23 protein-coding genes are annotated in these 22,796 nt (G+C 61.9%); 17 read left to right on the forward strand and 6 right to left on the reverse strand.

Annotated elements, in window-relative coordinates:
- The 3 genes from CO657_RS01505 (at window position 1) to CO657_RS01515 (ending at window position 2,026) form a co-directional block, all read left to right on the forward strand.
- Window positions 1-378 (forward strand): response regulator, encoded by a 378-nt coding sequence (locus CO657_RS01505; RefSeq protein ID WP_003588604.1) that lies wholly within the window; start codon window positions 1-3, stop codon window positions 376-378.
- A gap of 474 nt (window positions 379-852) precedes the next feature.
- Window positions 853-1,557, forward strand: coding sequence for a helix-turn-helix transcriptional regulator (locus CO657_RS01510; protein WP_054183738.1), 705 nt, complete (start codon window positions 853-855; stop codon window positions 1,555-1,557).
- 31 nt (window positions 1,558-1,588) lie between these two features.
- Complete coding sequence (locus CO657_RS01515) at window positions 1,589-2,026, forward strand: response regulator (RefSeq protein WP_003588601.1); 438 nt, start codon at window positions 1,589-1,591, stop codon at window positions 2,024-2,026.
- Between the two features lie 19 nt (window positions 2,027-2,045).
- On the opposite strand, the gene CO657_RS01520 is transcribed toward CO657_RS01515, so the two are convergent.
- From CO657_RS01520 to ybaL, 4 genes are all read right to left on the reverse strand, one after another.
- A complete protein-coding gene (locus CO657_RS01520) occupies window positions 2,046-2,756 on the reverse strand; it encodes a sensor histidine kinase (RefSeq protein ID WP_054183737.1) in 711 nt (236 codons plus the stop codon).
- 172 nt (window positions 2,757-2,928) lie between these two features.
- Window positions 2,929-5,478: a protein translocase subunit SecD gene (gene secD / locus CO657_RS01525; protein WP_054183736.1), complete on the reverse strand. Its 2,550-nt coding sequence runs from the start codon at window positions 5,476-5,478 to the stop codon at window positions 2,929-2,931.
- 83 nt (window positions 5,479-5,561) lie between these two features.
- Window positions 5,562-5,942 (reverse strand): hypothetical protein, encoded by a 381-nt coding sequence (locus CO657_RS01530; protein WP_054183735.1) that lies wholly within the window; start codon window positions 5,940-5,942, stop codon window positions 5,562-5,564.
- A 54-nt stretch (window positions 5,943-5,996) separates the two neighbouring features.
- The gene (gene ybaL / locus CO657_RS01535) at window positions 5,997-7,817 is read right to left on the reverse strand and encodes a YbaL family putative K(+) efflux transporter (protein ID WP_012556587.1); all 1,821 of its coding nucleotides are present in this window, start codon (window positions 7,815-7,817) and stop codon (window positions 5,997-5,999) included.
- A gap of 34 nt (window positions 7,818-7,851) precedes the next feature.
- Here ybaL and CO657_RS01540 point away from each other — a divergent pair, with 34 nt between their 5' ends.
- Window positions 7,852-8,151 carry a helix-turn-helix transcriptional regulator gene (locus CO657_RS01540; RefSeq protein ID WP_179611597.1) on the forward strand — a complete coding sequence of 100 codons (300 nt, stop codon included), beginning with the start codon at window positions 7,852-7,854 and terminating at the stop codon, window positions 8,149-8,151.
- A gap of 24 nt (window positions 8,152-8,175) precedes the next feature.
- Here the strand turns inward: CO657_RS01540 and CO657_RS01545 are convergent, their stop codons facing one another.
- Entirely contained in the window at window positions 8,176-9,597 is a 1,422-nt protein-coding gene (locus CO657_RS01545; protein ID WP_054183734.1) for an ArnT family glycosyltransferase, read from the reverse strand.
- Window positions 9,598-10,224: 627 nt separating this feature from the next.
- Here CO657_RS01545 and CO657_RS01550 point away from each other — a divergent pair.
- The 13 genes from CO657_RS01550 (at window position 10,225) to visR (ending at window position 22,294) form a co-directional block, all read left to right on the forward strand.
- Window positions 10,225-11,853 carry a globin-coupled sensor protein gene (locus CO657_RS01550; RefSeq protein ID WP_054183733.1) on the forward strand — a complete coding sequence of 543 codons (1,629 nt, stop codon included), beginning with the start codon at window positions 10,225-10,227 and terminating at the stop codon, window positions 11,851-11,853.
- A gap of 63 nt (window positions 11,854-11,916) precedes the next feature.
- A complete protein-coding gene (locus CO657_RS01555) occupies window positions 11,917-12,213 on the forward strand; it encodes an STAS domain-containing protein (RefSeq protein WP_003588585.1) in 297 nt (98 codons plus the stop codon).
- A complete protein-coding gene (gene cheY1, locus CO657_RS01560) occupies window positions 12,210-12,575 on the forward strand; it encodes a chemotaxis response regulator CheY1 (RefSeq protein ID WP_003570362.1) in 366 nt (121 codons plus the stop codon). The genes CO657_RS01555 and cheY1 overlap by 4 nt, the downstream gene beginning before the upstream one ends.
- A 16-nt stretch (window positions 12,576-12,591) precedes the next feature.
- Window positions 12,592-14,883, forward strand: a complete 2,292-nt coding sequence (locus tag CO657_RS01565; protein ID WP_054183732.1) for a chemotaxis protein CheA — start codon at window positions 12,592-12,594, stop codon at window positions 14,881-14,883.
- 4 nt (window positions 14,884-14,887) lie between these two features.
- Window positions 14,888-15,355 (forward strand): chemotaxis protein CheW, encoded by a 468-nt coding sequence (locus tag CO657_RS01570; RefSeq protein WP_054183731.1) that lies wholly within the window; start codon window positions 14,888-14,890, stop codon window positions 15,353-15,355.
- Complete coding sequence (gene cheR, locus CO657_RS01575) at window positions 15,352-16,260, forward strand: protein-glutamate O-methyltransferase CheR (RefSeq protein ID WP_003588579.1); 909 nt, start codon at window positions 15,352-15,354, stop codon at window positions 16,258-16,260. The genes CO657_RS01570 and cheR overlap by 4 nt, the downstream gene beginning before the upstream one ends.
- Window positions 16,257-17,300: a protein-glutamate O-methylesterase CheB gene (cheB, locus tag CO657_RS01580; RefSeq protein WP_003588577.1), complete on the forward strand. Its 1,044-nt coding sequence runs from the start codon at window positions 16,257-16,259 to the stop codon at window positions 17,298-17,300. Before cheR ends, cheB begins: the two co-directional genes overlap by 4 nt.
- A 1-nt stretch (window position 17,301) precedes the next feature.
- Window positions 17,302-17,691, forward strand: coding sequence for a response regulator (locus tag CO657_RS01585; protein ID WP_054183730.1), 390 nt, complete (start codon window positions 17,302-17,304; stop codon window positions 17,689-17,691).
- On the forward strand, window positions 17,688-18,242 hold the full coding sequence (cheD, locus tag CO657_RS01590; RefSeq protein ID WP_003588575.1) for a chemoreceptor glutamine deamidase CheD: 555 nt from the start codon (window positions 17,688-17,690) through the stop codon (window positions 18,240-18,242). Before CO657_RS01585 ends, cheD begins: the two co-directional genes overlap by 4 nt.
- Before the next feature lie 16 nt (window positions 18,243-18,258).
- Window positions 18,259-18,648: a chemotaxis protein CheT gene (gene cheT, locus CO657_RS01595; protein WP_003588573.1), complete on the forward strand. Its 390-nt coding sequence runs from the start codon at window positions 18,259-18,261 to the stop codon at window positions 18,646-18,648.
- Window positions 18,649-18,758: 110 nt separating this feature from the next.
- Window positions 18,759-20,450, forward strand: a complete 1,692-nt coding sequence (gene fliF, locus CO657_RS01600; RefSeq protein ID WP_003588571.1) for a flagellar basal-body MS-ring/collar protein FliF — start codon at window positions 18,759-18,761, stop codon at window positions 20,448-20,450.
- Between the two features lie 342 nt (window positions 20,451-20,792).
- Complete coding sequence (visN, locus tag CO657_RS01605; protein WP_012556592.1) at window positions 20,793-21,539, forward strand: transcriptional regulator VisN; 747 nt, start codon at window positions 20,793-20,795, stop codon at window positions 21,537-21,539.
- Window positions 21,540-21,547: 8 nt separating this feature from the next.
- Entirely contained in the window at window positions 21,548-22,294 is a 747-nt protein-coding gene (gene visR, locus CO657_RS01610) for a transcriptional regulator VisR (RefSeq protein ID WP_003588568.1), read from the forward strand.
- Between the two features lie 58 nt (window positions 22,295-22,352).
- Here visR and CO657_RS01615 read toward each other — a convergent pair whose 3' ends face one another.
- A complete protein-coding gene (locus CO657_RS01615; protein ID WP_054183729.1) occupies window positions 22,353-22,796 on the reverse strand; it encodes a hypothetical protein in 444 nt (147 codons plus the stop codon).

Here is a 22,796-nt window from a genome sequence, read left to right on the forward strand (position 1 = left end):
ATGCCAACCATAATTTACGTCGACGACAGCAGGGATGATCTCTTCTATCTCGACTATATCCGCAGGAAGCAGCAGATAGATGTCGATCTATTCTGTTTTTCGACCGCCGAGACGGCGCTGGCGGCGCTGGAGCAGCGGGCGGCGGAAGGCTGGGCGCTGCCGGAACTGCTGGTCGCCGATCTCTACATGCCGCTCGACAGCGGCATCGCCCTGGTGACCAGGCTGCGCCTGGACGACCGTTTCAAGGCGATGCGGCTTGCCATCTGCAGCGGCTCGGATGCTGCCGAGGACCGCGCGCGCTCGCTTGAGGCCGGCGCCGACGCCTATCTGGAAAAGCCGCTTGATCTTGCCGGAATTATTCTCAATCTTGAGCTGTAGGAAGCGGCGAAGGCCCGGTAACCTGTTCCCCGTCCCATGTCCCAACCATTTGACAAACCGCAATTGACAAGGTCGAGGTCGCACCACAAGATGCAACCGAAGCGAAGCAAATGATAGGCAAAATAAGCGCTGAGAGAACCGATCGACCCGCGTTCGCCGCCACGAACATCAGCCAACCCCTTAGCCAAATGGGTCTGTCGGCTCTCTCGCGCTTACGTCTGGCACTGCCTTCCTGCATTCTTGGATGTTGAATGCAGGAAGAAAACGATACCCAGGTAAGAACTACTGCCCTCAGTAAAATCTGCCCGTGCATCACCTGTAGCTGAGATAATTGATGATTTCCGCCTTTGAATGCCGAAAGTCCCCGTTTCGATATTCGTCATCAACTGTCTCGCAATTTTTGTAGCTCTTCGCGTTTAAGACGTATATCCCAAGATTTCGGGATCGGAGGCATCGAGGAGAGGAAGAGTGGGAATGAACAACGCCCCGGCAATTCCCTTTCATGCCGGACCGGAGCTGAGCCGGGCGATCAACCGCACCGATTTTTTCCGCCTGCTGAAGTCGGCGGCACAGCACTACAACTTCGATAATTTCGCGCTTGCCCGCATTTCCGAGACTTCGGCTCCTTTCGGGGAACGCGATATCGTCATCACCAATGTCGCCGAGCGGCGTGTCGGTCTTTTCATCACGACGTTGAAGGAAGCGCTCGGGACCGTTCGGGCAAAGTCCGCCCAGTTTCTGGCAACGCCGGTTCATGGCAGGAGCGCACGGCCGGAAGATTATCGCTCCGATCTCGTGTTCAACGAGTTCCTGAGCGGCGTCTTTCTGTTCATCCCGCTGTTCACCCCCGAGGGGCGGCGCTATTGCCTCGTCCTCAGCGGCGAGCGTCAGGAGCCGGATCAGAGCGAGATTGCCGATATGCTTCTCGACGCCATGCGGATTTTCGACAAGCTTTATGAGGAAATCCTGACGCAGGAAATGTCCGGGCGGCTGACCCAGCGCGAGCAGGAAATCGTCAAATGGACGAGCGAAGGCAAGACGTCGGCTGAGATCGCCATCATTCTCGGTCTTTCCGAACATACGGTCAATTCGCACATCACCGCGGCTGCGCGTAAACTTGACGCTGTCAACCGCGTTCACATGGTGGCGATCGCCTTGCGGAACGGCTTGGTCACGTGAAGCCGGTTTCGGGATTGGGGAAATTAAGTCGATGACCACCGAAACTGTGCGAAAGAATGCCGTGAAGGTTCTCTTCGTCGACGACGAATTCATCGAATTCCGGGCGCTCAAGAAGAAGATCGCCGATCTCTCCGAGCCGGCCGTCGAGGTTGAATATTCGCCATCGATCGGTGACGCGCTGGAAAAGATCCGCTTGGCGCGTTTCGATCTCATCCTGCTCGACAACCGCCTGCTGCCGAACGCCGATTTCCGCGAAACGGTGCCGGAACTGCGCGGCATCGGCTACACCGGCCCGATCGGCGTCGTCTCGACCGACATATCGGGCGGCTATTTCCAGGAATTCCCGGATTACGGCGTGGATTTCCGCATCGGCAAGGACGAAATCGACGCCCAGACGCTGCAGCACATCATCCGCGAATATGTGAACTATGACGTCCCGGATTTTTGGAAGGACGATTACAGCATCTGAAAAGATGCGCTCGTGAAGCTCAGGCGACCGAAAGGCGGATGAGGAAGCGGCTGCCGTCTTGATCCGAATGTTCAAGGCTGAGATCGCCGCCAAGCGCCGCCAGAAACTCCCGCGCCGTCGTCAGTCCGAGGCCGGCGCCCGGCACCGTTCCCACCTTCGGCAATTTCCAGAACGGCTCGAAGATCCGCTCCCGATAAGCCGGATCGATGCCCGCCCCATTGTCGGAAATCCGGATGAACCAATCCGCCATCTCCCGCTCCGCGCTGATGACCACATGAAGCGGCGCTTCGCTGCGATAGGTCAGCGCATTGGTCAGCAGATGCCTCAGCACCAGGCCGAGCAGGGCAGGGTCGGTCCGGAGGGAAGGCAGGCCCTGGCTTTCCAGCGTCGCATCGGAAACCGCGATTTCGTCGGTCAGTTCGCCCCAGACATTTTCGGCCAGCGCCTGCAGATCGACCTCTTCGGGCGTCACCTGAGGCGCTCCGCCGGCAAGGCTCATCAATGCCTTGGTCAGGCGCTGCGCAGCTTGCGCCTTTTCCATGATCATCCGGAGGCTCTGAAGCTGTTCGCCGTCGAGCGTTCCCTCGAGATCGTCGAGCAGCAGTTCGGCATACATGGCGATATGGCGCAACGGCGATTGCAGATCGTGCGAGGCGGTTGCGAGAAAACGCTTGATGCGCTCCTCGCTGCTATCGTCCTCTTCCGGTCGTCTCGTCGGGTTTGATGACATCTGGCGGTTTCCCCGATCTCTGCTGTAGCGCCCTACATCCTATCAGACGCGCCAAGGACGCGGTAATCCTTTGAATCGCTGCAGGATTTTATCCTTGCAGTCATCGACAATAGAAAGAGGGCGCCGGCTCTGCAACCGGCGCCCTCTTCAAGGATGCGTCATCAGGCGGATTTTAGCTCGCCGACTTGCGCGGGCGACCCTGTTCCGGCGGGATGATTTCGACGGCGCCATCGGTTGCCGCTGCCGCCTTGGCATGGCGGCGGCGCCAGTCGCCGAGGAAGAGCAGGATCGGTGCCGCGATGAAGATCGACGAGGCGCCGGCCACGAGAATGCCGAAGACCATCGGGATTGCGAAGCTCGAGACGGCGCTGCCGCCCCAGATCGCCATCGGCACCAGGGCGAGGAAGGCCGTCGCATTGGTGTAGAGGCTTCGTGCCAGGGTCTCGTTGATCGACTTGTCGATGATCTCGCGCAGCGGCATCGACTTGTAGAGCCGCATGTTTTCACGCATGCGGTCATAGACGACGACCTTGTCGTTCACCGAGTAACCGACGAGCGTCAGGATGGCGGCGATGGCCGTCAGGTTGAAGTCGAGGCCGGTGATCGCAAAGAAGCCGATCGCCTTGGTGACGTCGAGGACCAGCGTGACGATGGCGCCGACGGCAAACGGCCATTCGAACCGCACCCAGATATAGATGAGCATCGCCAGGCTGGCGATCACCACCGACAGGATGCCGGCCCAAGCAAGCTCGCCGCTGACCTTCGGGCCGATGACATCCGTGCCTTCGACCGTGGCGGTCGGATCGATCTTGGCGACTTCGGCCTTCAGCTTGGTTACTGCTGCCGTCTGCGCCTCTTCGCCGCCCTCCTGCCGCTGGGCGCGAACGAGAATGCTGCTTTTGTCGCCGAAGGACTGCAGTGTGATTTCGCCGAGGCCGAGACTATCAAGACCTTCGCGGAACTTCGCCAGATCGGCGACCCCTTGGGTCTTGACGGACATCTGGATGCCGCCGCGGAAATCGACGCCGTAGTTGAGGCCGGGGTGAATGAAGAGCACGACGGAGGCGATCGAAAGCAGCGCCGAAACGGTGACGCCGAAGAAGCGCGCCTTCATGAATTCGATGTGCTTGTCATAGGGGCTGAATGGGATCAACGGCCGGATGTTCAGCACCTTGAACTTGCGGCGGCGGGTGATCTCGATCATCGCAACGCGAACGAAGGCGACCGAAGTGAACATCGAGATGATCAGGCCGAGCGCCATGGTCACGGCAAAGCCGCGAACCGGGCCGGAACCGAAAAAGAACAGGATGGCCGCAGCGATCAGGGCGGTCATATTGCCGTCGATGATGGTCGAATAGGCGCGATTGAAGCCGGTATCGATGGAGGCAAAGGCGCCCTTGCCCTTGCGGGTCTCTTCACGAATACGCTCGTTGATGAGGACGTTCGCATCGACCGCAAGGCCGATGCCGAGAACGACACCGGCAATGCCCGGCAGCGTCAGCGTCGCACCGACCAGCGTCAGGGCCGAGAAGGTCAGGATCGTGTGGATCAAGAGCGCGATATTCGCCAGCACACCCCAGGTGCCATAGAGAACGAAAATGAAGACTGCAACGAGGATAAAGCCGACGATGCCGGAATAGATACCCATCTTGATGGCGTCGGCGCCAAGGTCGGCGCCGACGGTGCGTTCCTCGATGACTGTCAGCTTGGCGGGCAGGGCGCCGGCGCGCAGCATGGCGGCAAGCGTCGTGGCGCTGTCGGCCGAGAAGTTGCCGGAGATCTGGCCGGAACCGCCGGTGATCGGCTCGCGGATGACGGGCGCGCTCAGCACCTTGTCGTCGAGGACGATGGCGAAGGGATTGCCGACATTCTGGCGGGTTATATCGGCAAAGCGGCTAGCGCCGGCGCTGTCGAAGCGGAAGCTGACGATCGGCTCATGCGTGTTCGGGTCGAAGCTGACGCGGGCGTCGGAAAGCCGGTCGCCGGAGAGTTCGACGCGGTCAAGCACCGGATAGGTCCGGCCTTCATCGTCCTTCAGCATGGTCACGCCGGGGCCGGGCTGGTTGTTCGGCGACAGCATATGGAACGACATCTTCGCCGTGGAGCCGAGAAGCTGGCGCAGCCGCGTCGGATCCTGTGCGCCGGGCAGCTGCACGAGCACGCGATTGGCGCCGATGCGCTGAATGGTCGGCTCGGAAACGCCGACCTGGTCGACGCGCTGGCGGATGACTTCAAGGCTCTGCTGGACGGCGTTGTCGACATTGGCGGAGATGCCGGCCTTGGAGAAGCCGATGGTGATGGTCGCTCCGTTCGCCAGGACATCAAGATCCGACTGGCCGGCGCTGAGGCCTGTGCTGATCGGGTTGGCGAGCGTCTTGAGGTCGGTGACGGCAGCATCGCTCTGCGTGGCATCGGCGAGCGTCACGACGATCTGGTTCTGGCTGCGCACGACGGCCTTCGGCTGGATGCCCTTTTCGCGCAGCACGCGGCGCGCGTCCTGAAGCAGCGATTGCAGCCGCTCCTTGGTCAGATCCGCCTCGTCGACCTCCAGAACGAGATGCGAGCCGCCGCGAAGATCGAGGCCGAGCGACACCTGTTCATGCGGAAGCCATGCCGGCACGCGCTGAAGGACGGATTGCGGCAGGACGTTCGGCAAAGCGATCAATAGGCCGAGTAGGATGATCACCGTATAGGTGAACACCAGCCATGGTGAAGTACGCATGTTGTATTCCTTAGATAATCGAGGGCCGGCGCTCGGGCGCTGGCGGCATGTCGTCAGATGTCGGAAGCGCCTCGGCGCAAACGTCAGGCAGCAGCCGGCGGTCCGCGCGGCTGATGGGTCCTGGAGACTGCGGCATGACGCGGAGCATCAAATGCCGGAAAGGCGGCTGATATGGTCCAGCCGGCGAGATCGACAACCGGGGCCGCGGCAAGGGCGGGCGATCCGCCGTCATGGGCCGCCTGCTTCGGCGCAAGCCTGCGCTCGGTGGCAAGCACGCCGCGCACGGCATCGCGGGCGGTCAGCTGCGGCGGCTGCGGATCCCGGCCGGAAGAGGAAAGCGTATTGACGGCGGCGGCCGGCGAAATGACCAGATTACCGCCGACGAGCAGGCCGATATAGGCAAGGATGGCGACAAGCAGGGAAGCGGCGACACGGCTGGTCAGATGGTGCTGGTCCAGCTCCACCTTCTCCGTCCCGGCGATGTCACTCCCGTATCGGCTCAAAAGCGTGCCAATCTCTCATTCTTTTGGCGGCGGAGGCTCATCCGCCGTCATAATTGTATCAGGCCCATGCCCGTCTTCATAGGGCACACTGTCATGATGCACTTGGGCGAGCCGGTCAACCATGCCAAGCGCGATTTCACGCTCGCCCATGATGACGGTGTCGGCGCCGTAGTGCTTCAATTCATCGACCTCGGCATCGGAATGAGCGCGGGCGACGATGAGGATCGACGGGTTGACGCTGCGCGCCTGCTCGGCGATGCGGCAGGCCTCGAAGGCATTCGGGATGGCGATGGCAATGCTGCGGGCGCCGGAAAGATTGGCGAGGTCGAGCGTTTCCCGCATCACCGCGTTGCCCATCAGGGTTTCGACCCCTTGCGCCCTCAGTTCGCCGATGCGCTTGTCGGAATCCTCGATGACGAGAAAAGGTGTGGCTGACGATTTGAGATTCTGTCCGACGATGCTGCCGACCCGCCCGTAGCCGACGAGAATGGCGTGGCCGCGGAGAGCCGTCGGGTGTACCTCGTCGTCTTCGGGCGGCACCTCTTCATGAGCGGCCGCCGCATCCGGGGAGGGGGCGGATTCCACCACGGCTTCCTCTCGTTTTGCGCCTTCTAGCATCGGCCGCATGCGGTCGCAGAGGAAGAACAGCAGCGGATTGAGGATGATCGAGATGATGGCGCCGGCCAGGATCAGGTCGCGGCCTTCCTCCGGCAGCAGCCCGAGTTCGACGCCGAGGGCGGCGAGGATGAAGGAGAATTCGCCGATCTGGCCGAGGCTCGCCGAAATCGTCAGCGCCGTGCCGAGCGGCTTCTTGAAGGCGAGCACGATCAGCAGGGCGGCGACCGATTTGCCGATGACGATGATGAAGATGGTGGCGAGGATCGGCAGCGGTCTGTCGATCAGGATGTTCGGATCGAACAACATGCCGACCGAGACGAAGAAGAGCACGGCGAAGGCGTCGCGCAACGGCAGGCTTTCCTGGGCGGCGCGATGGCTGAGCTCGCTTTCGGCAAGCACCATGCCGGCAAAGAAGGCGCCGAGCGCCAGCGACACGCCGAAAAGCTTGGCCGCGCCGAAAGCGACGCCGAGCGCGATCGCCAGCACGCCGAGCCGGAAGAGTTCGCGCGACCCGGTATGGGCGATGCGGTGCATCGTCCAGGGAATGAGCTTGCGGCCGAAGACCAGCATCAGCGCCACGAACAGCGCCACCTTCACCAGCGTCATGGCGATCATGCCGCCGATGCCGAGATCGAGCCCGAACAGGCGGTTCAGCCCGGCCGAGAGCGGCTCGACCGGCGCGTGACCCTCACCGCCGATGCTGGCTGCGGCCGGGATCAGCACCAGCGCCAGCACCATGGCGAGATCCTCGACGATCAGCCAGCCGACGGCGATCCTGCCGCGCTCCGTCTCGACCAGGCGCCTCTCCTGCAGCGCTTTCAACAGCACCACTGTGGAAGCGACCGAAAGCGCCAGGCCGAAGACCAGGCTGCCGCCGGTCGGCCAGCCCAGGAAGGCGCCGAGCCCCCAGCCGAGCAGTGTCGCAAAGGCGATCTGGGCGATTGCGCCCGGCACGGCGATGCCGCGCACCGACAGCAGGTCCTTGAGCGAGAAATGCAGCCCGACGCCGAACATCAGCAGGATGACGCCGATTTCGGCAAGTTCCGGCGCCAGGCTCTGGTCCGCCACATAACCCGGCGTATGCGGCCCCACCAGAACGCCGGCAATCAGATAGCCCACCAGCGGCGGCATGCGCAGCCGATGGGCAAACGCGCCGAAGATGAAAGCCAGCACGAGGCCGCCGACGATTGTCGAAATCAAGGGCGTATCGTGCGGCATTGCTGTCTCCCGATCTGGAAATCCCGTTTGTAATGTGACATATATGGTTTATATCGACCAATATGGGCAAGTTGTAATCATGGGTCAAGGCGCAAGGGAAACAATTCTTACCCCGGCTCTCTGCCGGGCGGCGCGCGGCCTGCTCGACTGGACCCAGACCGATCTTGCCGAAAGGGCTGCCGTTTCCCGCAGCACCATCCGCGATTATGAGGGGCGCCACCACGACATCCACCGCGCGACGGAGGCACAGCTGCGCCTCGCCTTCGAGGAAGGCGGCGTCAGATTCGTCGAGATCGAAGGGGCCGGCACCGGCCTCTGCCTGCCCGCGGCATAATTCCCTAGACCGGAATCGATTGGCTCAGGGCGCCAGGCAGGCGGCGGAGACCTTGTAGACGGAGAGCGACTTGCCCTTGTAATAGCCCTCGGTCGGCTGCCAGTTCTTCACTACCTCGGGCGTCTCGGAGGCGCAGCTCAAGGGCCCGATCGTCAGGTAAAGCACCTTGCCAGGGATGTCGGCCGGCAACGCGAATTCCTGTTCGTAGTAGCTCTCCGGAAGGCCGGCGGGGGCCCGCGCATAGATCCTGTAGGAGGCATCGCGCAGCGTATAGAAAAGATCGGCGACCATGTCGCGATCGTCGGTGACGATGATGTCGGTGCCGGCCTGAGCTGCGAGTGCGGCGGTCTCGCGGCTGACCTCGGCGCGGCCGAGATAGCGCTTCATCACTTCGTCGCCGTTCGGCAGCAGCAATTGCTGCGGAAAGATCGTCGCCAGCGGAAAGAGCAGGCTGGCGATGCCGTTGATGCCGAGCGACAGCCGCTGGCCCGTCGGCCACATCCGGTAAAGCAGCCAGACGGCAAGGATGGTGCCGGCGACATAGGCGGTCACGGCCCAGTTGGCATAGGCCTTGGCGACCGTTGCCTGCAGTGTAATCAACACCACCACCGGCATCGACAGCCAGACCAGCATCTTTTCCCGGTCGTCGCTCCTGCCCCTGATCATGCGATAGACCGCCCAGAGCATCGCAAAAAAGATGATCGGCCCGACGACGCCGAACTGGGCGGAGAAGAATTCAAGCCCGCGACGGAGATTGATGCCGAGATCGCTCCAATGGGCGATGTCCTGCGTATGCCGCACCGTCGTATTGTTGTGCTGCAGGTTCCACCAGAGGTTCGGCAGGGCGACGACCGCCGCGACCGCGACCGCGATGATGAAATCCCGGATGGCGATACGCGCCGCCGGAATGAGGAGGAGGGCAAGCGCCCCGCCCGGAACGACGAACAGCACGGCATATTTCGTCAGGAAGGCGAGGCCGACGCCGAGGCCCATGACCAGCGCCAGCCCGAGCGAGCGCCGCTGTGTCAGGCCGAAATAGGCAAGCAGGGTGATCGCGATGAAGAACAGCAGGATGACATCGGTCGAGAAGAACACCGAGGAAAGCGCCACACCCGGGAGGGTAATATAGGCGGCGCCCGTCCAGCCTTCGATCTCCGGGCCGACAAAACGCTTTGCAACCTTCATCAAAACCAGTGCCGCCGCCATGTGGATGAGCGGCCCAGAGAGCCTGATCCAGTAGATGGCGTTGGAGCCGGAAAGCTCGGTCATTCCACGGATCACCCAGGCGATCATCGGCGGCTTGGAATAATAGCCGAGATCGAGATTCTGCGCCCAGAACCAGTACTGCGCCTCATCGACGAAAAGGTCCGTCCGATCGAAAGCTAGCGTGACGACGCGCCAGAGCGTGAAGCCGAGAACGATGAGAAGACCAGATCTGGGGGACATGAACCACGTGTTCCGCTGACATGAAAGGCGCCAGTGCGATACACCAAAGGTGCCGGACTGCCAACGGGCAGGTGCGGGTTTTAGAAAACCCGAAGCGCGCTGATATCGCGGTTTGCGGCGAGAGAATCGAGGCGGGCGACGGCGGCAAGCAGCGTCATTGCAATCAAGCAGGCACCCAATCCGAGAACAATCATTGCTCTGTCCTTGTCGACGTCATGTCTTGGTTATCGACCGGCCTATAACACGGAGCTTGCGTGTGCCTTGTAGCAGCCGTGCAACTCCGCCGCACTATTTGCTGCCAACGGCCTTGAATTGCTTCAAAAGCCGGCAATGCGAAGGGCTTATTAACCTTCAAGCAAGGAATTAACCATAAACATTGGTTTACACGTCGGAATGGGAAGATGCACTCGTTCCCACCAGGCATGACGCCGTCCCGCCGTACCGGGTTGATCCGGTATCCATCTCTTCAGACAGCTCCGAAACATAGCTGATCAGGGGGCTTCGACCCGCCGGTTTTAACCGGTGGTGAGAACCGTCTCGAGGCTTTGCGTTTCTCTGGATGCTGCGAAAGTTTTTAACCAGGCATTCGCCTGGACAGTGGGTCGGGGACAGGCGTTGAGGCAGGATATGCCATCAGATCAGGCTCGTGGAGCGCAGGCAGGCAGCTTGCGCGACCGCCTGCGCTTTGCCGGCCTCGATGCCGACCAGTGCGAGCTGGTGCGCCGCAACCGGCCGGCCCTCGAAGCGCATCTGAAGGCAGGCCTCAGAGATCTCTTCCACAGATTCCAGTCATTCCCCGACGCCGCCCGCAATTTCGACAGCGAGCGCCAGGTCGAGCGCCTGCATGATCTGCAGTCCTCGCATTGGGACGTGCTGACGGATGCCCGGTTCGACAGCCTCTATGCCGAGCGCGTCAAGGTTCTCTCCGATACCGAAAGCAAGATCGGCCTCGATCCGCGCTGGCACGTCGCCGGCCACGGCGTCATGCTGGAGCATGTCGTTGCCGGTCTCGCCGAGGAAATTGCCGGTCGTCCGCTGCTGCCGTCGGCCAAGCGTCGCACCCGCGAAATATCCGATCTGATGACGGCGATCATCCGCCTCGTCATGGTCGATGTGGAAATCGCCGTCTCGCTGCGCTTCAATGCTCAGCGCGCCGCCCAGAGCCGTGCGCTCGCCGATCAGCGCGCCGACCACGAGGCCGAGATCCTCAGGATCTTCGGCGATGTCATCGAAGGCCTTTCCGCCCGCGACCTGACGCGGCGCGCCCCCGTCGACGGCGCCCATGCGGCGACTGCGGCCGCGCTGAACGGCGCCTTGGATGGCCTCCAGGCAGAGTTTGCTGCCATCACCGAACGCACGCTGAAGGCCGAAGCGGCGACCGGTTCGCTTGCCGGCCTGTCCAGGCAGTTCGCCGGCACGGCGTCGGGCCAGGCCGACCGGCTGCAGCTTTCCGCCGCCGCGCTTGCCGGCATCGCCGCCAGCGTTCGCGATGGCGCTGCCGACAGCCGCGCCGCCGAGCAGGCCGCCGCCTCGACGCGCGCCGCCGTCGAGGAAAGCGGTGAGGTCGTCGGCCGCGCGATCAGCGCCATGGCCGATATCGAGCAGTCGGCCGAAAAGATCGGCCAGATCATCGGCACGATCGACGAGATCGCCTTCCAGACCAATCTGCTGGCGCTGAATGCCGGCATCGAGGCCGCTCGCGCCGGCGATTCCGGCCGCGGTTTTGCCGTTGTCGCCCAGGAGGTCCGCGCGCTCGCCCAGCGTTCGGCCGAGGCCGCCCGCGAGATCAAGACGCTGGTGACGACCACCAAGGCGCAGGTCGATGCCGGGGTGCAGATGGTCGGCCGCACACAGGATTCGATCGGCAGCATCGTGCGCCAGGTCACCGACATCAATGCCGCCATATCGGGCATCGCCACCCGCACCGGCGAACATGCATCAAGCCTCGATAGCGTGACTTCCGACGTCAAGGGCCTGGGCGGCGAAGTGGCAGGCAGCGCCGGCCTTGCGGAGCGCTCGGCCGAAGGTGCCGACCACCTCCATACGGTCATTGTCGAGCTCGGCCAGACGATTCGCGAATTCCGCATCGCCCGGGAAAACGCCAATGCCGGGCGCCCGGCGCCGGTTCGCGTGACGCCGCCGCGCGCCATCGAAGCCGCCGCCCGTCCGGCTGTGGCCGAGGACGAATACGAAAATGATGATTTTAGCCTTCCGCAGCCCTTCGCAAGCGTCGGAGGTGGGCGGAATGTTTACTAACCTATCGGATGATTGCCGCAGCTCGTCTTCTCGAGCCGGGGACAAGGGGACAAGGAAAAGCTGATGGTAGCAAAGAAGAGTGGCAAGACGCTGGATCTGACAGCGGTGCTCGACCTCAACGAGGCTTCCGCCTTGCGCGATAAACTCCTCTCTCTTCGGGGTAGCGGTCTGTCGATAGACGCTTCCGGCGTCGAACGGATCGGTGCCCTGTGCGCCCAGGTTCTGATGTCCGCCGAGAAGACCTGGGAGCAGGACAAGCAGCCATTCACCTTTTCCAAGGTGTCCGACGCATTTCAGAAAACCATGCAGCTGGTGGGCGTCAATATTGATCACCTGCTTGCCAAGGAGATTCGGCAATGAAGAAAAAAGTTCTTACCGTGGATGATTCCCGCACCATCCGAAACATGCTTCTCGTGACGCTCAACAATGCCGGCTTCGAGACGATCCAGGCGGAAGACGGCGTCGAGGGTCTCGAGGTTCTCGAAGAGTCCAATCCTGACGTCATCGTGACCGACATCAACATGCCGCGCCTCGACGGCTTCGGCTTCATCGAAGGTGTCCGCCGCAACGAGAAATATCGGGCGATCCCGATCCTGGTCCTGACCACCGAAAGCGACGCGGAAAAGAAGAACCGCGCCCGCCAGGCTGGCGCCACCGGCTGGATCGTCAAGCCTTTCGACCCGGCCAAGCTGATCGATGCCATTGAGCGTGTAACCGCTTAAATCAGGATTTTCTCCTATGGATATGAACGAAATCAAAGAGATCTTTTTCCAGGAGTGCGAGGAACAGCTCGCCGAGCTGGAATCCGGTCTTCTGAAAATGAATGATGGCGATCGCGATCCGGAAACCGTCAATGCGGTGTTCCGTGCCGTGCATTCGATCAAGGGTGGCGCCGGCGCCTTCGGCCTTGATGATCTGGTCGCCTTCGCCCATGTTTTCGAGACCACTCTCGATTGCGTTCGATCCAATAAGCTCGAGCCGACCCAGGACGTCCTGAAGGTGATGCTGAAGTCGGCCGACGTGCTCGCCGACCTGACGAATGCTGCGCGCGACGGCGGCAGCGTCGATGAAAGCCGCAGCCGCGGTCTCGTCAAGGAGCTCGAGGCGCTGGCCAATGGCGAATTGCCGTCTCCCTCGGCAGCCGCCGAGGCTCCGGCGCCCAAGGCCGCCGCAAAGCCCGTAGCCGCCGCTCCGGCGCCGGCTCCCAAGCCGACCGACGACAGCGGCTTCCAGCCGGTCCCCTTTTCCTTCGACGATTTTGGCGGCGAAGGCGACGCGGGCTCCGGCATGCCGGCCTATGAAATCATCTTCAAGCCGCGCTACGAACTCTATTCCAAGGGCAATGACGCCACGCTGCTGCTGCGCGACCTTTCGCGCCTCGGCGAGATGACCATCTTTTGCAATAGCGATGAACTGCCGGGCCTCGATGAGCTCGATCCGGAAGGCGCTTATTTCTTCTGGAATATCACGATCAAGACGGACAAGGGCGAGGACGCCATTCGCACCGTCTTCGAATTCGCCGAATGGGATTGCGAATTGACGGTGAAGCCGGTCGAGGAAGCAAGGGCTGAGGCGACCAGCAACGACGAACTGCCGATGGTGCCGGTTCCCTTCGATCTGTCGATCCTGGACGAAGCAGGTGCTGCCGAAGACGTTTCCGGCACTGCCGCAGCCGAGGCCGCCGCCGCTGTTGCCGCTGCCGAAACCGCCTCCAACGTAACGCAGATGGCAGCCGCTGCCGCCCGCGTCGAAAAGAAGGAATCGGCAGCCGCCGCAGCCGCCGCTGCAAGTGCCGCAGCCGCCCAGAACAATGCCGCCGGCGCCGGCCAGACGATCCGCGTCGATCTCGACCGCGTCGACCGCCTGATCAACCTCGTCGGCGAGCTGGTCATCAACCAGGCGATGCTGTCGCAGAGCGTCATCGAGAACGACACGACCGGCACCTCCTCGATCAATATGGGCCTGGAAGAGCTGCAGCAGCTCACCCGCGAGATCCAGGACTCGGTCATGGCGATCCGCGCCCAGCCGGTGAAGCCGGTGTTCCAGCGCATGTCGCGTATCGTCCGCGAAATCGCCGACATGACCGGCAAGTCGATCCGTCTGATCACCGAAGGTGAAAACACCGAAGTCGACAAGACGGTCATCGACAAGCTGGCCGAGCCGCTGACCCACATGATCCGCAATGCCGTCGACCACGGCATTGAAACGCCTGAAAAGCGCGCCGCCGCCGGCAAGAACACCGAAGGCACGGTCCGCCTGACCGCCAAGCACCGTTCAGGACGCATCCTGATCGAGCTTGCCGACGACGGCGCCGGCATCAATCGCGAGAAGGTCCGCCAGAAGGCGATAGACAACGACCTCATCCCGGCCGATTCCAACCTGTCGGACGAGGAGATCGACAACCTAATCTTCCTGCCGGGCTTCTCGACGGCCGACAAGATCTCCGACATCTCCGGCCGCGGCGTCGGCATGGACGTCGTCAAGCGTTCGATCCAGGCGCTCGGCGGCCGCATCAACATCACCTCGAAGCCCGGCCACGGCTCGGTCTTCACTATGAGCCTGCCGCTGACGCTCGCCGTCCTCGACGGCATGGTGGTCACCGTCGCCGGCCAGACGCTGGTCGTGCCGCTGACCGCGATCGTCGAAACCCTGCAGCCGGAAGCCTCGGCGATCCACTCCTTCGGTGCGAACCACCGGCTGATCTCGATCCGCAACAGCTTCTGCCCGCTGGTCGATGTCGGCCGCATCCTGAACTTCCGCGCGACCCAGGCCAACCCGGTCGAGGGCGTGGCGCTTCTGGTGGAATCCGAAGGCGGCGGCCAGCGCGCCCTGATGGTCGATGCCATCCAGGGCCAGCGCCAGGTGGTCATCAAGAGCCTGGAAGCCAACTACACCCATGTGCCGGGCATTGCCGCCGCCACCATTCTCGGCGACGGGCGCGTCGCTCTCATTCTCGATGTCGACGCGGTTGTCGGCGCCTCGCGCGGCCAGTCGCTCAAAGCAGAAATGTCGTTAGCAGCGGTAGGGTAAGGGAATGTCGTACGCCGTAAAAAATCTGAACGAGGGGGATCGCGAGCTGATCGCGTTCCGCATCGGGGATCAGGAATTTTGCGTGAACATCATGTCGGTTCGTGAGATCCGGGGCTGGACCCCGGCGACCACGATGCCGCACTCGCCTGGTTATATGCTCGGTGTCATCAACCTGCGCGGTGCGGTGCTGCCGATCATCGACCTTGCCGCCCGGCTCGGCATGAAGCCGGCCGACCCGACGGCCCGTCATGTCATCATCGTCGCCCAGGTGCGGCGCAAGGTCGTCGGCCTCCTGGTCGACGCCGTGTCCGATATCCTGACGGTGACCGACGAAACCATCCAGCCGACGCCCGAGATTTCCACCGAGCTCGAACGTCAATTTGCCCGCGGCATTCTTGCCATCGACAAGCGTATGATCTGCCTGATCGAACTCGAATCCCTCTTTCCCGAGACCGAAAGCGAAGCCGCATGAACGCAATGGGCGCAAAAGATCAGAGACAGGGATCCGACGAGGTCTTGGCGAGCGGAGAATATCCGCTGACGCGCCGCGACCTCACGGAGATCGCCGCGATGATCTATTCGGATGCCGGCATCTTCCTCAACGAGACGAAGGCGTCTCTGGTCTATTCGCGCCTGTCGAAGCATATCCGCAATCTCGGCCTGTCCGGCTTCCGGGAATATTGCGAGCTCGTCGCTTCTCCGGCGGGTGCGGCGCCGCGCCGCGAGATGCTGTCGCATCTGACGACCAATTTTACCCGCTTCTTCCGCGAAAACCATCATTTCGACCACCTGCGCGACCATGTCCTGCCCGAGCTTCTGCAGCGGGCGAAATCGGGCGGCAGGGTGCGCATCTGGTCGGCCGCTTCCTCCGACGGGCAGGAACCCTATTCGATCGCGCTGACCGTTCTGTCGCTGATGCCGAATGTCGCCGATTACGACTTCAAGATCCTGGCGACCGACATCGACCCGAAGATCCTGGCGATCGCCCGGGCTGGCGCCTATGACGAAAACGCGCTCGAAACCGTTTCGCCCGCCATGCGCAAGCAATGGTTCAGCGAAGTCGAGATCCAGGGCCGCAGGAAGTTCCAAGTCGACGACCGCGTCAAGCGGCTGATCACCTACAACGAGCTGAACCTGATGGCGCAATGGCCGTTCAAGGGCAAGTTCGACGTCATCTTCTGCCGTAACGTCGTCATCTATTTCGACGAGCCGACGCAGATGAAGATCTGGCAGCGTTTCGCCGGCCTGCTGCCGGAGGGCGGTCATCTCTATATCGGCCATTCCGAGCGTGTGTCCGGCGAGGCGAAACACGTCTTCGACAATATCGGCATCACAACCTATCGCTATACGGCCAAAGGTCTCGGGAGGAAGGCATGAGCGCTCCGGCAAGGGTTCTCGTCGTTGACGACTCCCCGACGATGCGGGGGCTGATCACCGCCGTCTTGAGTTCCGACCCCGAGGTCAACGTCATCGGCCAGGCCGGCGATGCGCTGGAAGCGCGCGAGGCCATCAAGCGGCTCAATCCCGACGTCGTGACGCTCGACATCGAGATGCCGAACATGAACGGTCTCGATTTCCTCGAAAAGATCATGACGCTGCGTCCGATGCCCGTCATCATGGTATCGACAATGACCCATCGCGGCGCCGAGGCGTCGCTTGCAGCGCTCGAGATCGGCGCGTTCGACTGCGTCGGCAAGCCGGCGCCGGGCGAACTCAGGCCTTTCGGCGACCTCGCCGAGAAGGTCAAGGCCGCCGCCCGCACACAGCGCCAGTTCTCCCAGCCGGTTGCCGCCCCGGCGCCTCCGCCCTCCGTCGCCGATTTCCGCGTCGGCCGCAAGATTGTCGCGATCGGCTCGTCCACAGGCGGCGTCGAGGCGCTGATCGCCGTGCTGCAGAAGTTTCCGGCCAATTGCCCGCCGACCGTCATCACCCAGCATATGCCGCCGACCTTCACCAAGAGCTTCGCCGAACGGTTGAACCGCCTCTGTGCGCCGGTGGTGCAGGAAGCGACCGATGGTGCCCGCCTCGAAATCGGCAAAATCTATCTGGCGCCGGGCGGCGAGCGTCATCTCCAGGTCAGCAACGCCTCGGCGCCGTGCTGCCGTCTCGTCGACCGGGCGCCGGTCAACGGTCACCGCCCATCGGTGGACGTCCTCTTCGATTCGGTCGCCGAGCTGGCTGGCCGCAACGCCGTCGGCGTGATCTTGACCGGAATGGGCCGCGATGGCGCCGCCGGATTGTTGAAAATGCGCCACGCCGGCGCCAGAACACTCGGCCAGAACGAAAAAACCTGTGTCGTTTACGGAATGCCAAGGGTTGCTCATGAACTTGGCGCCGTGGAGCAGCAGTTGCCCCTGTCTGCCATCGGTGAAGAAATATTGAAAATGACAGCCGCCCGAAAGGAAGGGACCGAATAAAATGTCGATCGCGGAGAAAATCAAAGTTCTGATCGTCGACGATCAGGTAACGAGCCGGTTGCTGCTCAGCGACGCGCTGACCCAGCTCGGTTTCAAGCAGATCACGTCTGCAGGCGACGGCGAGCAGGGCATGAGGATCATGGCCGAGCAGCCGCACCACCTGGTGATCTCGGACTTCAACATGCCGAAGATGGATGGCATCGGCTTCCTTCAGGCCGTGCGCACCAACCCGAACACCAAAAAGGCGGCCTTCATCATCCTCACCGCCCAGGGCGACCGCGCATTGGTGCAGAAGGCAGCCCAGCTCGGCGCCAACAACGTGCTCGCCAAGCCGTTCACGATCGAGAAGATGAAAGCGGCCATCGAAGCCGTGTTTGGAGCCTTGAAATGATGACTGAGGGGGCAGCCCGCCGCGTGCACATCATTCAGGGCGAGTACAAGGTTCTGAGCGATCCGAATGCGGTCCTCTCGACCATTCTCGGCTCGTGCGTGGCTGCGTGCCTCAGAGACCCTGTCGCCGGTATCGGCGGCATGAACCACTTCTTGCTGCCGGGCTCGGCGACCTCGCCGACGTCAGGCGGCGATGCCACGCGCTACGGCGTGCATCTGATGGAGCTGCTGATCAACGGTCTCCTGAAGCAGGGCGCCCGGCGCGACCGGCTGGAGGCCAAGATCTTCGGCGGTGCGAAGACGATCTCGACATTCTCCAATGTCGGTGAGCAGAACGCGGCCTTCGCCATGCAGTTCCTGCGGGATGAAGGCATTCCGGTGGTCGGCTCCTCCACAGGCGGAGATCATGGACGCAAGCTTGAATTTTGGCCCGTCTCCGGCCGTGCCCGGCAATACCCCCTGACCGGCGCCGAAACGCAGAGAACCGTCGCTCTCGAGCAGCGCCCTGCCGCTCCGCCGAAGCCCGTCGAAACCAGTATCGAATTTTTTTGATGGCGAGGATTTTTATATGACATTTAATTCGGTGATGGAGCCGCCTGCGCCAGTTGAAGCGTTGAGCGACATCCTGATGCGCATCGTTTCCGAACTGCACGACGTTGCCTATCTCATCGAGCGCATCGAGCCGCAGCTTCTCGATCTCGGCGGCGCCGAAATCCTGAATTCGCCGGATGCCATGAAAGTCATGCAGGGCATCGATCTCGCCGTGCAGAAATCGCGCGGCCTTGCCGAGTTCATCGACACCATCACCGGCGAAATCCCGCACGGCTGGGCCGTCGACGTTGCGACCGCGCTCAGCCTCGTAAAACTGGCGGAGATGCAGAAAGCATTGGGCGGCGCCACACGCCACGGCCATTCCCAGCCCCTGAGCAAGGCAGCCGGCGACTTCGATTTCTTCTAGTCCTTCAGGGGCTGCGCCCCCTTTACGAAACGCTCGCGCAAGTTTCGCCGATTATTCGTCAGATGAGGCAATAAGCCTGCTTTGTCTTTGACGAATCGTGCGAGAACAGAATGAATCTGTTAAATCAATTAGTTCAGATCTTTAAGAACTTCGGTTCCCTTGGCCGAACACGCCTGATGATTCTCGGAGGCGTCGGTGCCGTCTCCATCGCAATCGTCCTTGCGGCCGCCCTTTTCGTCAACAAGCCGGCACAGGAAACGCTCTATGTCGGTCTGGATTCGCCCGATCTCAACCAGATCAGCATGGCGCTTGCCGAAGCTAACGTCGATTTCCAGGTCGGCACTGATGGTACCAGCATCAGCGTCCCCGCGGGGATGACGGGCAAGGCCCGCCTGTTGCTTGCCGAGCGCGGCCTGCCGAACAGCGCCAATGCCGGTTACGAACTCTTCGACAATGTCGGCTCGCTGGGCCTGACCTCCTTCATGCAGGAGGTGACGCGGGTTCGAGCGCTGGAAGGCGAAATCGCCCGCACCATCCAGTCGATCTCGGGCATAACAGCCGCGCGTGTGCATATAGTCATGCCGGAGGTCGGAAACTTCCGGAAGGCGGAGCAGAAGCCGACCGCCTCCGTCATGATTCGCGCCAGCGCCACCACCGGGCGCAGTGCTGCGACCTCGATCCGCCACCTCGTCGCCTCGGCCGTGCCGGGGCTTGACGTCGATGACGTGACCATCCTCGATTCCGCCGGTCAGCTGCTCGCTTCCGGCGACGAAGCTAGCAACAGCTCGCTGAACCGATCGCTCAATATCGTCCAGAACGTCCAGCAGGAAGTCGAATCCAACATCGACAAGGCGTTGGCCCCCTTCCTCGGCATGGACAACTTTCGCTCCAGCGTCACCGCCGATCTCAACACTGACGCCCAGCAGATCCAGGAAACCACCTACGATCCCGAATCCAAGGTCGAACGCTCGGTCCGCTCGACCAAGGAAGCCCAGCAGTCGCAGCAGAAGCAGTCCGACAGCGCGACGACGGTCGAGCAGAATATTCCGCAGGCGGCTCCCGAGGCCGGTGGTTCGGCCGGGCCTGAATCGCAGGACAAGTCCGACAAGCGCGAAGAGCAGACCAACTACGAGATCAACAGCCGGACGACGGCGACGACCCGCAACAGCTACAAGGTCGAGAAGCTCTCGATCGCCGTGGTGGTCAATAAGGGCCGCATCGCCAAGATGGTCGGCGAGCCGGCCGATCAGGCCAAGATCGACGCCTATCTTGCGGAAATGCAGAAGATCGTCGCTTCGGCGTCCGGCATCGACGCCAAGCGCGGCGACGTCGTCACCGTCACGGCCATGGACTTCCTCGAGAACCAGCTGCTCGAAGACGCCACCGGCGGTGTCCGCGTCATGGATATGCTGAGCCGCAACCTGGCCGGCATCATCAACTCGCTGGCCTTCGTCGCGGTCGCCTTCGTGGTGGTCTGGATGGGCCTGCGGCCTCTGGTGCGCAGCGTCAGCGGCAACGGCAGCTCTTCGGTTCTCGGCGACGCCACGCCGGAGGCGGCCGGCCTCGAGCTTCCGGACTTCGCGCCGGCAGCCGGCGCTTCCGGAGGAGCCCTCATGGACGGCTTCGGATCCGACTTCGGCTTCGACAGCACCGAGGATCTGCTCAGCCTCGGCGACGACGACGGCAACTTCAACCGCCGCGTCAAGGAAGGCCCGGAACGCAAGCTGTCCCGCATGGTCGAGATCAACGAGGAACGCGCCGCGAAAATCCTCCGGAAATGGGCGATCGACGAAGCAGCGTAAGAAAAAGGCCGGGCAACCGGCCTTTTTTCATGTCGGTACACAGTGTCATTTCTGTAACGGGATAGTTGTCAGATCCTCGACTCGCGTAAAACGCGAATGAAGTTGCGATACAGCCAGAATCACCTTAGCCTCTCCTTGTCTTGAGGGCTGGAATTGGTCATCGAATCAGTGCATGGGCGGCAGTGGAAGTAAATCCCTAGAAGTCGGAGATGGTGATTTGCATCGGCTGGCTTACCCTTGGGTGATTCGAAATGGGATTCGAGCGGGACTCGAATTGAATCCCTTATAGAAAAATTGCTGTTGCACCGAGTTTGATCGTTTCTCAGCCGCAGGACATTGCCAATGGATATGGATGTAATTCAGGCGAGCAAAGGCGAGAGGCAAATGTCGAATTTTGCGAGCGCTGTGGTGCCGGATTTGTTGCCGCGCGATCAACTGCTCCAGCGCCTGCACGGTGTCGCCAACACTGGCAGGTTGCAGTCCGGTCTGCGCGCGCTGACGGAGTATGTCGGTGCTTCGCACTACCTTCTGGCGCGCTGCGATCTCCTCCAGGAAAGCGGCCTCGATTTCATCGTCTCGTCGGATTGGCCGTTTGACCTGGTCAGGGATATCGCCAACGATCTGGTTCGCGGCTATGCCCGTTCGACGGAGCTGGAAAAATGCATGCAGGTCTTCCAGCCGAATTTTGCTCTTATGCCTGACAGTGCCGACGTGCCGGACGGCGCCAGCCGCCAATATTGTTCGGTAACCTTCAATGTCGGCCGGTCGCGGTTGGCCCTGATGTTCCTGTTCGGCGAGGGGTTCATCCTGTCGCCGGAGCGCCTGCGGGATGTCGGCCTGCTTGCAGGTTACGTCGCGAGTTTCCTGCGCTGTGGCGGTACCAGGGTCGATCGCGATTTCGAATTGACCGACCGCGAGCTCGAATGCCTGTTCTGGATCGCCGAGGGCAAGACCAGCGACGAGATCGCGATGATCCTCGGCATCTCCCGCAATACCATCAACAACTACATTACCAGCGTGATGCGCAAGACGGCGACCAAGACCCGCTCCGAGGCCATAGCCTTCGCCGTCCGCAATAATCTCGTATAGGGGGATCCATGGCACATCCATCAGCCAGGACGATGAGCAGTGCCGAGCAGTCGCGCATGGTGCGTGTGAACAGGATTTCCAGCCGGTCCGATCTCTTTCCGCGGCTGATTGCCATGCAGAAACTCGCCGATGCTCACGGCTTCGCGATCTTCCGCGTCAGCGGCTCGGGTATTCCGGCAAAGCAGCGCCTTGTCTGCGAACTCGAAAACTGGGGGTCTTCCAATGCCGGTTTCGGCAAGGCCTTCACGGATGCCTACGGCGATGTCCTTCTCGAGCATATCGAAAAGTCGTTGTTGCCGCTCTCATGGGCGGGCGGTTGCGACCGCGCGGCCCCTGGTCCTGCCGACTTCGCGCCGTTCATGACGCGACTGCAGGATGGGATCGTGCCTTTTTCCGGCCTTGCCTTTCCAGTGCGGCTCGGCGCCGTCGGCAACGGTTTCATCGTTTTCACCGGCGATGAGATCGACCCCTCGAGCGATACCATCGTCGAGCTGCACGGTCGCTGCTGCCATATCATGATGGATCTGCTCTCGCTCGACGAACGCCGCACGGCGGCCGCCGAAGCCCTCAGCGAACGCGAGATCGCCTGTCTCCAGCTTGCCGGCGACGGCCGCATCAGCGAAGAGATTGCCGACAAGCTCGGCCTATCGGTGCACACCGTCAACGCCTATCTCGGCTCGGCGACGATCAAGCTCGATTCCGTCAATCGCATCCAGGCGATCGCCAAGGCGATCCGGCTCGGATATATCAGCTGAGCCCCGCTCAGCTCAGCTCAGCTGAGCCGGATGAAAGCTCTCATGTCTTGATAAGAGGTCAGCTGGCCAGCGCCCGCGGCGCCTGGCTGACGCTGTAGCGCGATTCTCGAAGGCTCTTTTCGAGGAAGCGGGTGTTCTCATCGGGATCGGCCGAGGGATCCTGGAACGCGATATGGTTGATCTCGATGCCGGCGTGATCTTCGGCAAGCGTCAGCTGTGCATAGACGGTGACGCCGCGCGGCTTGATTTCCAGATCGAGAACGACTTTGGGCTTGCCGCCCCACTCCAGCGTATAGTTGCCGCCCAGGCCGAAATTCACCGTGCCCGGATGAAAGAAAAGCTCTGCCGCCGAAGCGACGAGATCGGAAAGATTGCCGTAATACTCGAAGCGCAGCAGCGAAATAAGGTCAGAAGCATCCAGAAGGCGCAGTTCCGTGGCGACCGGGCTGATCGCAACTGCGAGGATTTTTTCACGCTGGGTAGAGTGAGGGCATTTTTTCAT

It is taken from the genome of Rhizobium acidisoli (assembly GCF_002531755.2).
In the GTDB taxonomy this organism is placed as follows: domain Bacteria; phylum Pseudomonadota; class Alphaproteobacteria; order Rhizobiales; family Rhizobiaceae; genus Rhizobium; species Rhizobium acidisoli.

Bases quoted from the DNA above. Each gene is read 5' to 3' on its own strand.
- cheT (WP_003588573.1), top strand. From the start codon at position 18,259: ATGACATTTAATTCGGTGATGGAGCCGCCTGCGCCAGTTGAAGCGTTG.
- CO657_RS01555 (WP_003588585.1), top strand. From the start codon at position 11,917: ATGGTAGCAAAGAAGAGTGGCAAGACGCTGGATCTGACAGCGGTGCTC.
- secD (WP_054183736.1), bottom strand. From the start codon at position 5,478: ATGCGTACTTCACCATGGCTGGTGTTCACCTATACGGTGATCATCCTA.
- CO657_RS01615 (WP_054183729.1), bottom strand. From the start codon at position 22,796: ATGAAAAAATGCCCTCACTCTACCCAGCGTGAAAAAATCCTCGCAGTT.
- CO657_RS01520 (WP_054183737.1), bottom strand. From the start codon at position 2,756: ATGTCATCAAACCCGACGAGACGACCGGAAGAGGACGATAGCAGCGAG.
- visR (WP_003588568.1), top strand. From the start codon at position 21,548: ATGGCACATCCATCAGCCAGGACGATGAGCAGTGCCGAGCAGTCGCGC.
- visN (WP_012556592.1), top strand. From the start codon at position 20,793: ATGGATATGGATGTAATTCAGGCGAGCAAAGGCGAGAGGCAAATGTCG.
- cheD (WP_003588575.1), top strand. From the start codon at position 17,688: ATGATGACTGAGGGGGCAGCCCGCCGCGTGCACATCATTCAGGGCGAG.
- cheY1 (WP_003570362.1), top strand. From the start codon at position 12,210: ATGAAGAAAAAAGTTCTTACCGTGGATGATTCCCGCACCATCCGAAAC.
- CO657_RS01550 (WP_054183733.1), top strand. From the start codon at position 10,225: ATGCCATCAGATCAGGCTCGTGGAGCGCAGGCAGGCAGCTTGCGCGAC.
- ybaL (WP_012556587.1), bottom strand. From the start codon at position 7,817: ATGCCGCACGATACGCCCTTGATTTCGACAATCGTCGGCGGCCTCGTG.
- CO657_RS01515 (WP_003588601.1), top strand. From the start codon at position 1,589: ATGACCACCGAAACTGTGCGAAAGAATGCCGTGAAGGTTCTCTTCGTC.
- CO657_RS01510 (WP_054183738.1), top strand. From the start codon at position 853: ATGAACAACGCCCCGGCAATTCCCTTTCATGCCGGACCGGAGCTGAGC.
- CO657_RS01505 (WP_003588604.1), top strand. From the start codon at position 1: ATGCCAACCATAATTTACGTCGACGACAGCAGGGATGATCTCTTCTAT.
- fliF (WP_003588571.1), top strand. From the start codon at position 18,759: ATGAATCTGTTAAATCAATTAGTTCAGATCTTTAAGAACTTCGGTTCC.
- CO657_RS01585 (WP_054183730.1), top strand. From the start codon at position 17,302: ATGTCGATCGCGGAGAAAATCAAAGTTCTGATCGTCGACGATCAGGTA.
- cheR (WP_003588579.1), top strand. From the start codon at position 15,352: ATGAACGCAATGGGCGCAAAAGATCAGAGACAGGGATCCGACGAGGTC.
- CO657_RS01570 (WP_054183731.1), top strand. From the start codon at position 14,888: ATGTCGTACGCCGTAAAAAATCTGAACGAGGGGGATCGCGAGCTGATC.
- CO657_RS01565 (WP_054183732.1), top strand. From the start codon at position 12,592: ATGGATATGAACGAAATCAAAGAGATCTTTTTCCAGGAGTGCGAGGAA.
- cheB (WP_003588577.1), top strand. From the start codon at position 16,257: ATGAGCGCTCCGGCAAGGGTTCTCGTCGTTGACGACTCCCCGACGATG.
- CO657_RS01545 (WP_054183734.1), bottom strand. From the start codon at position 9,597: ATGTCCCCCAGATCTGGTCTTCTCATCGTTCTCGGCTTCACGCTCTGG.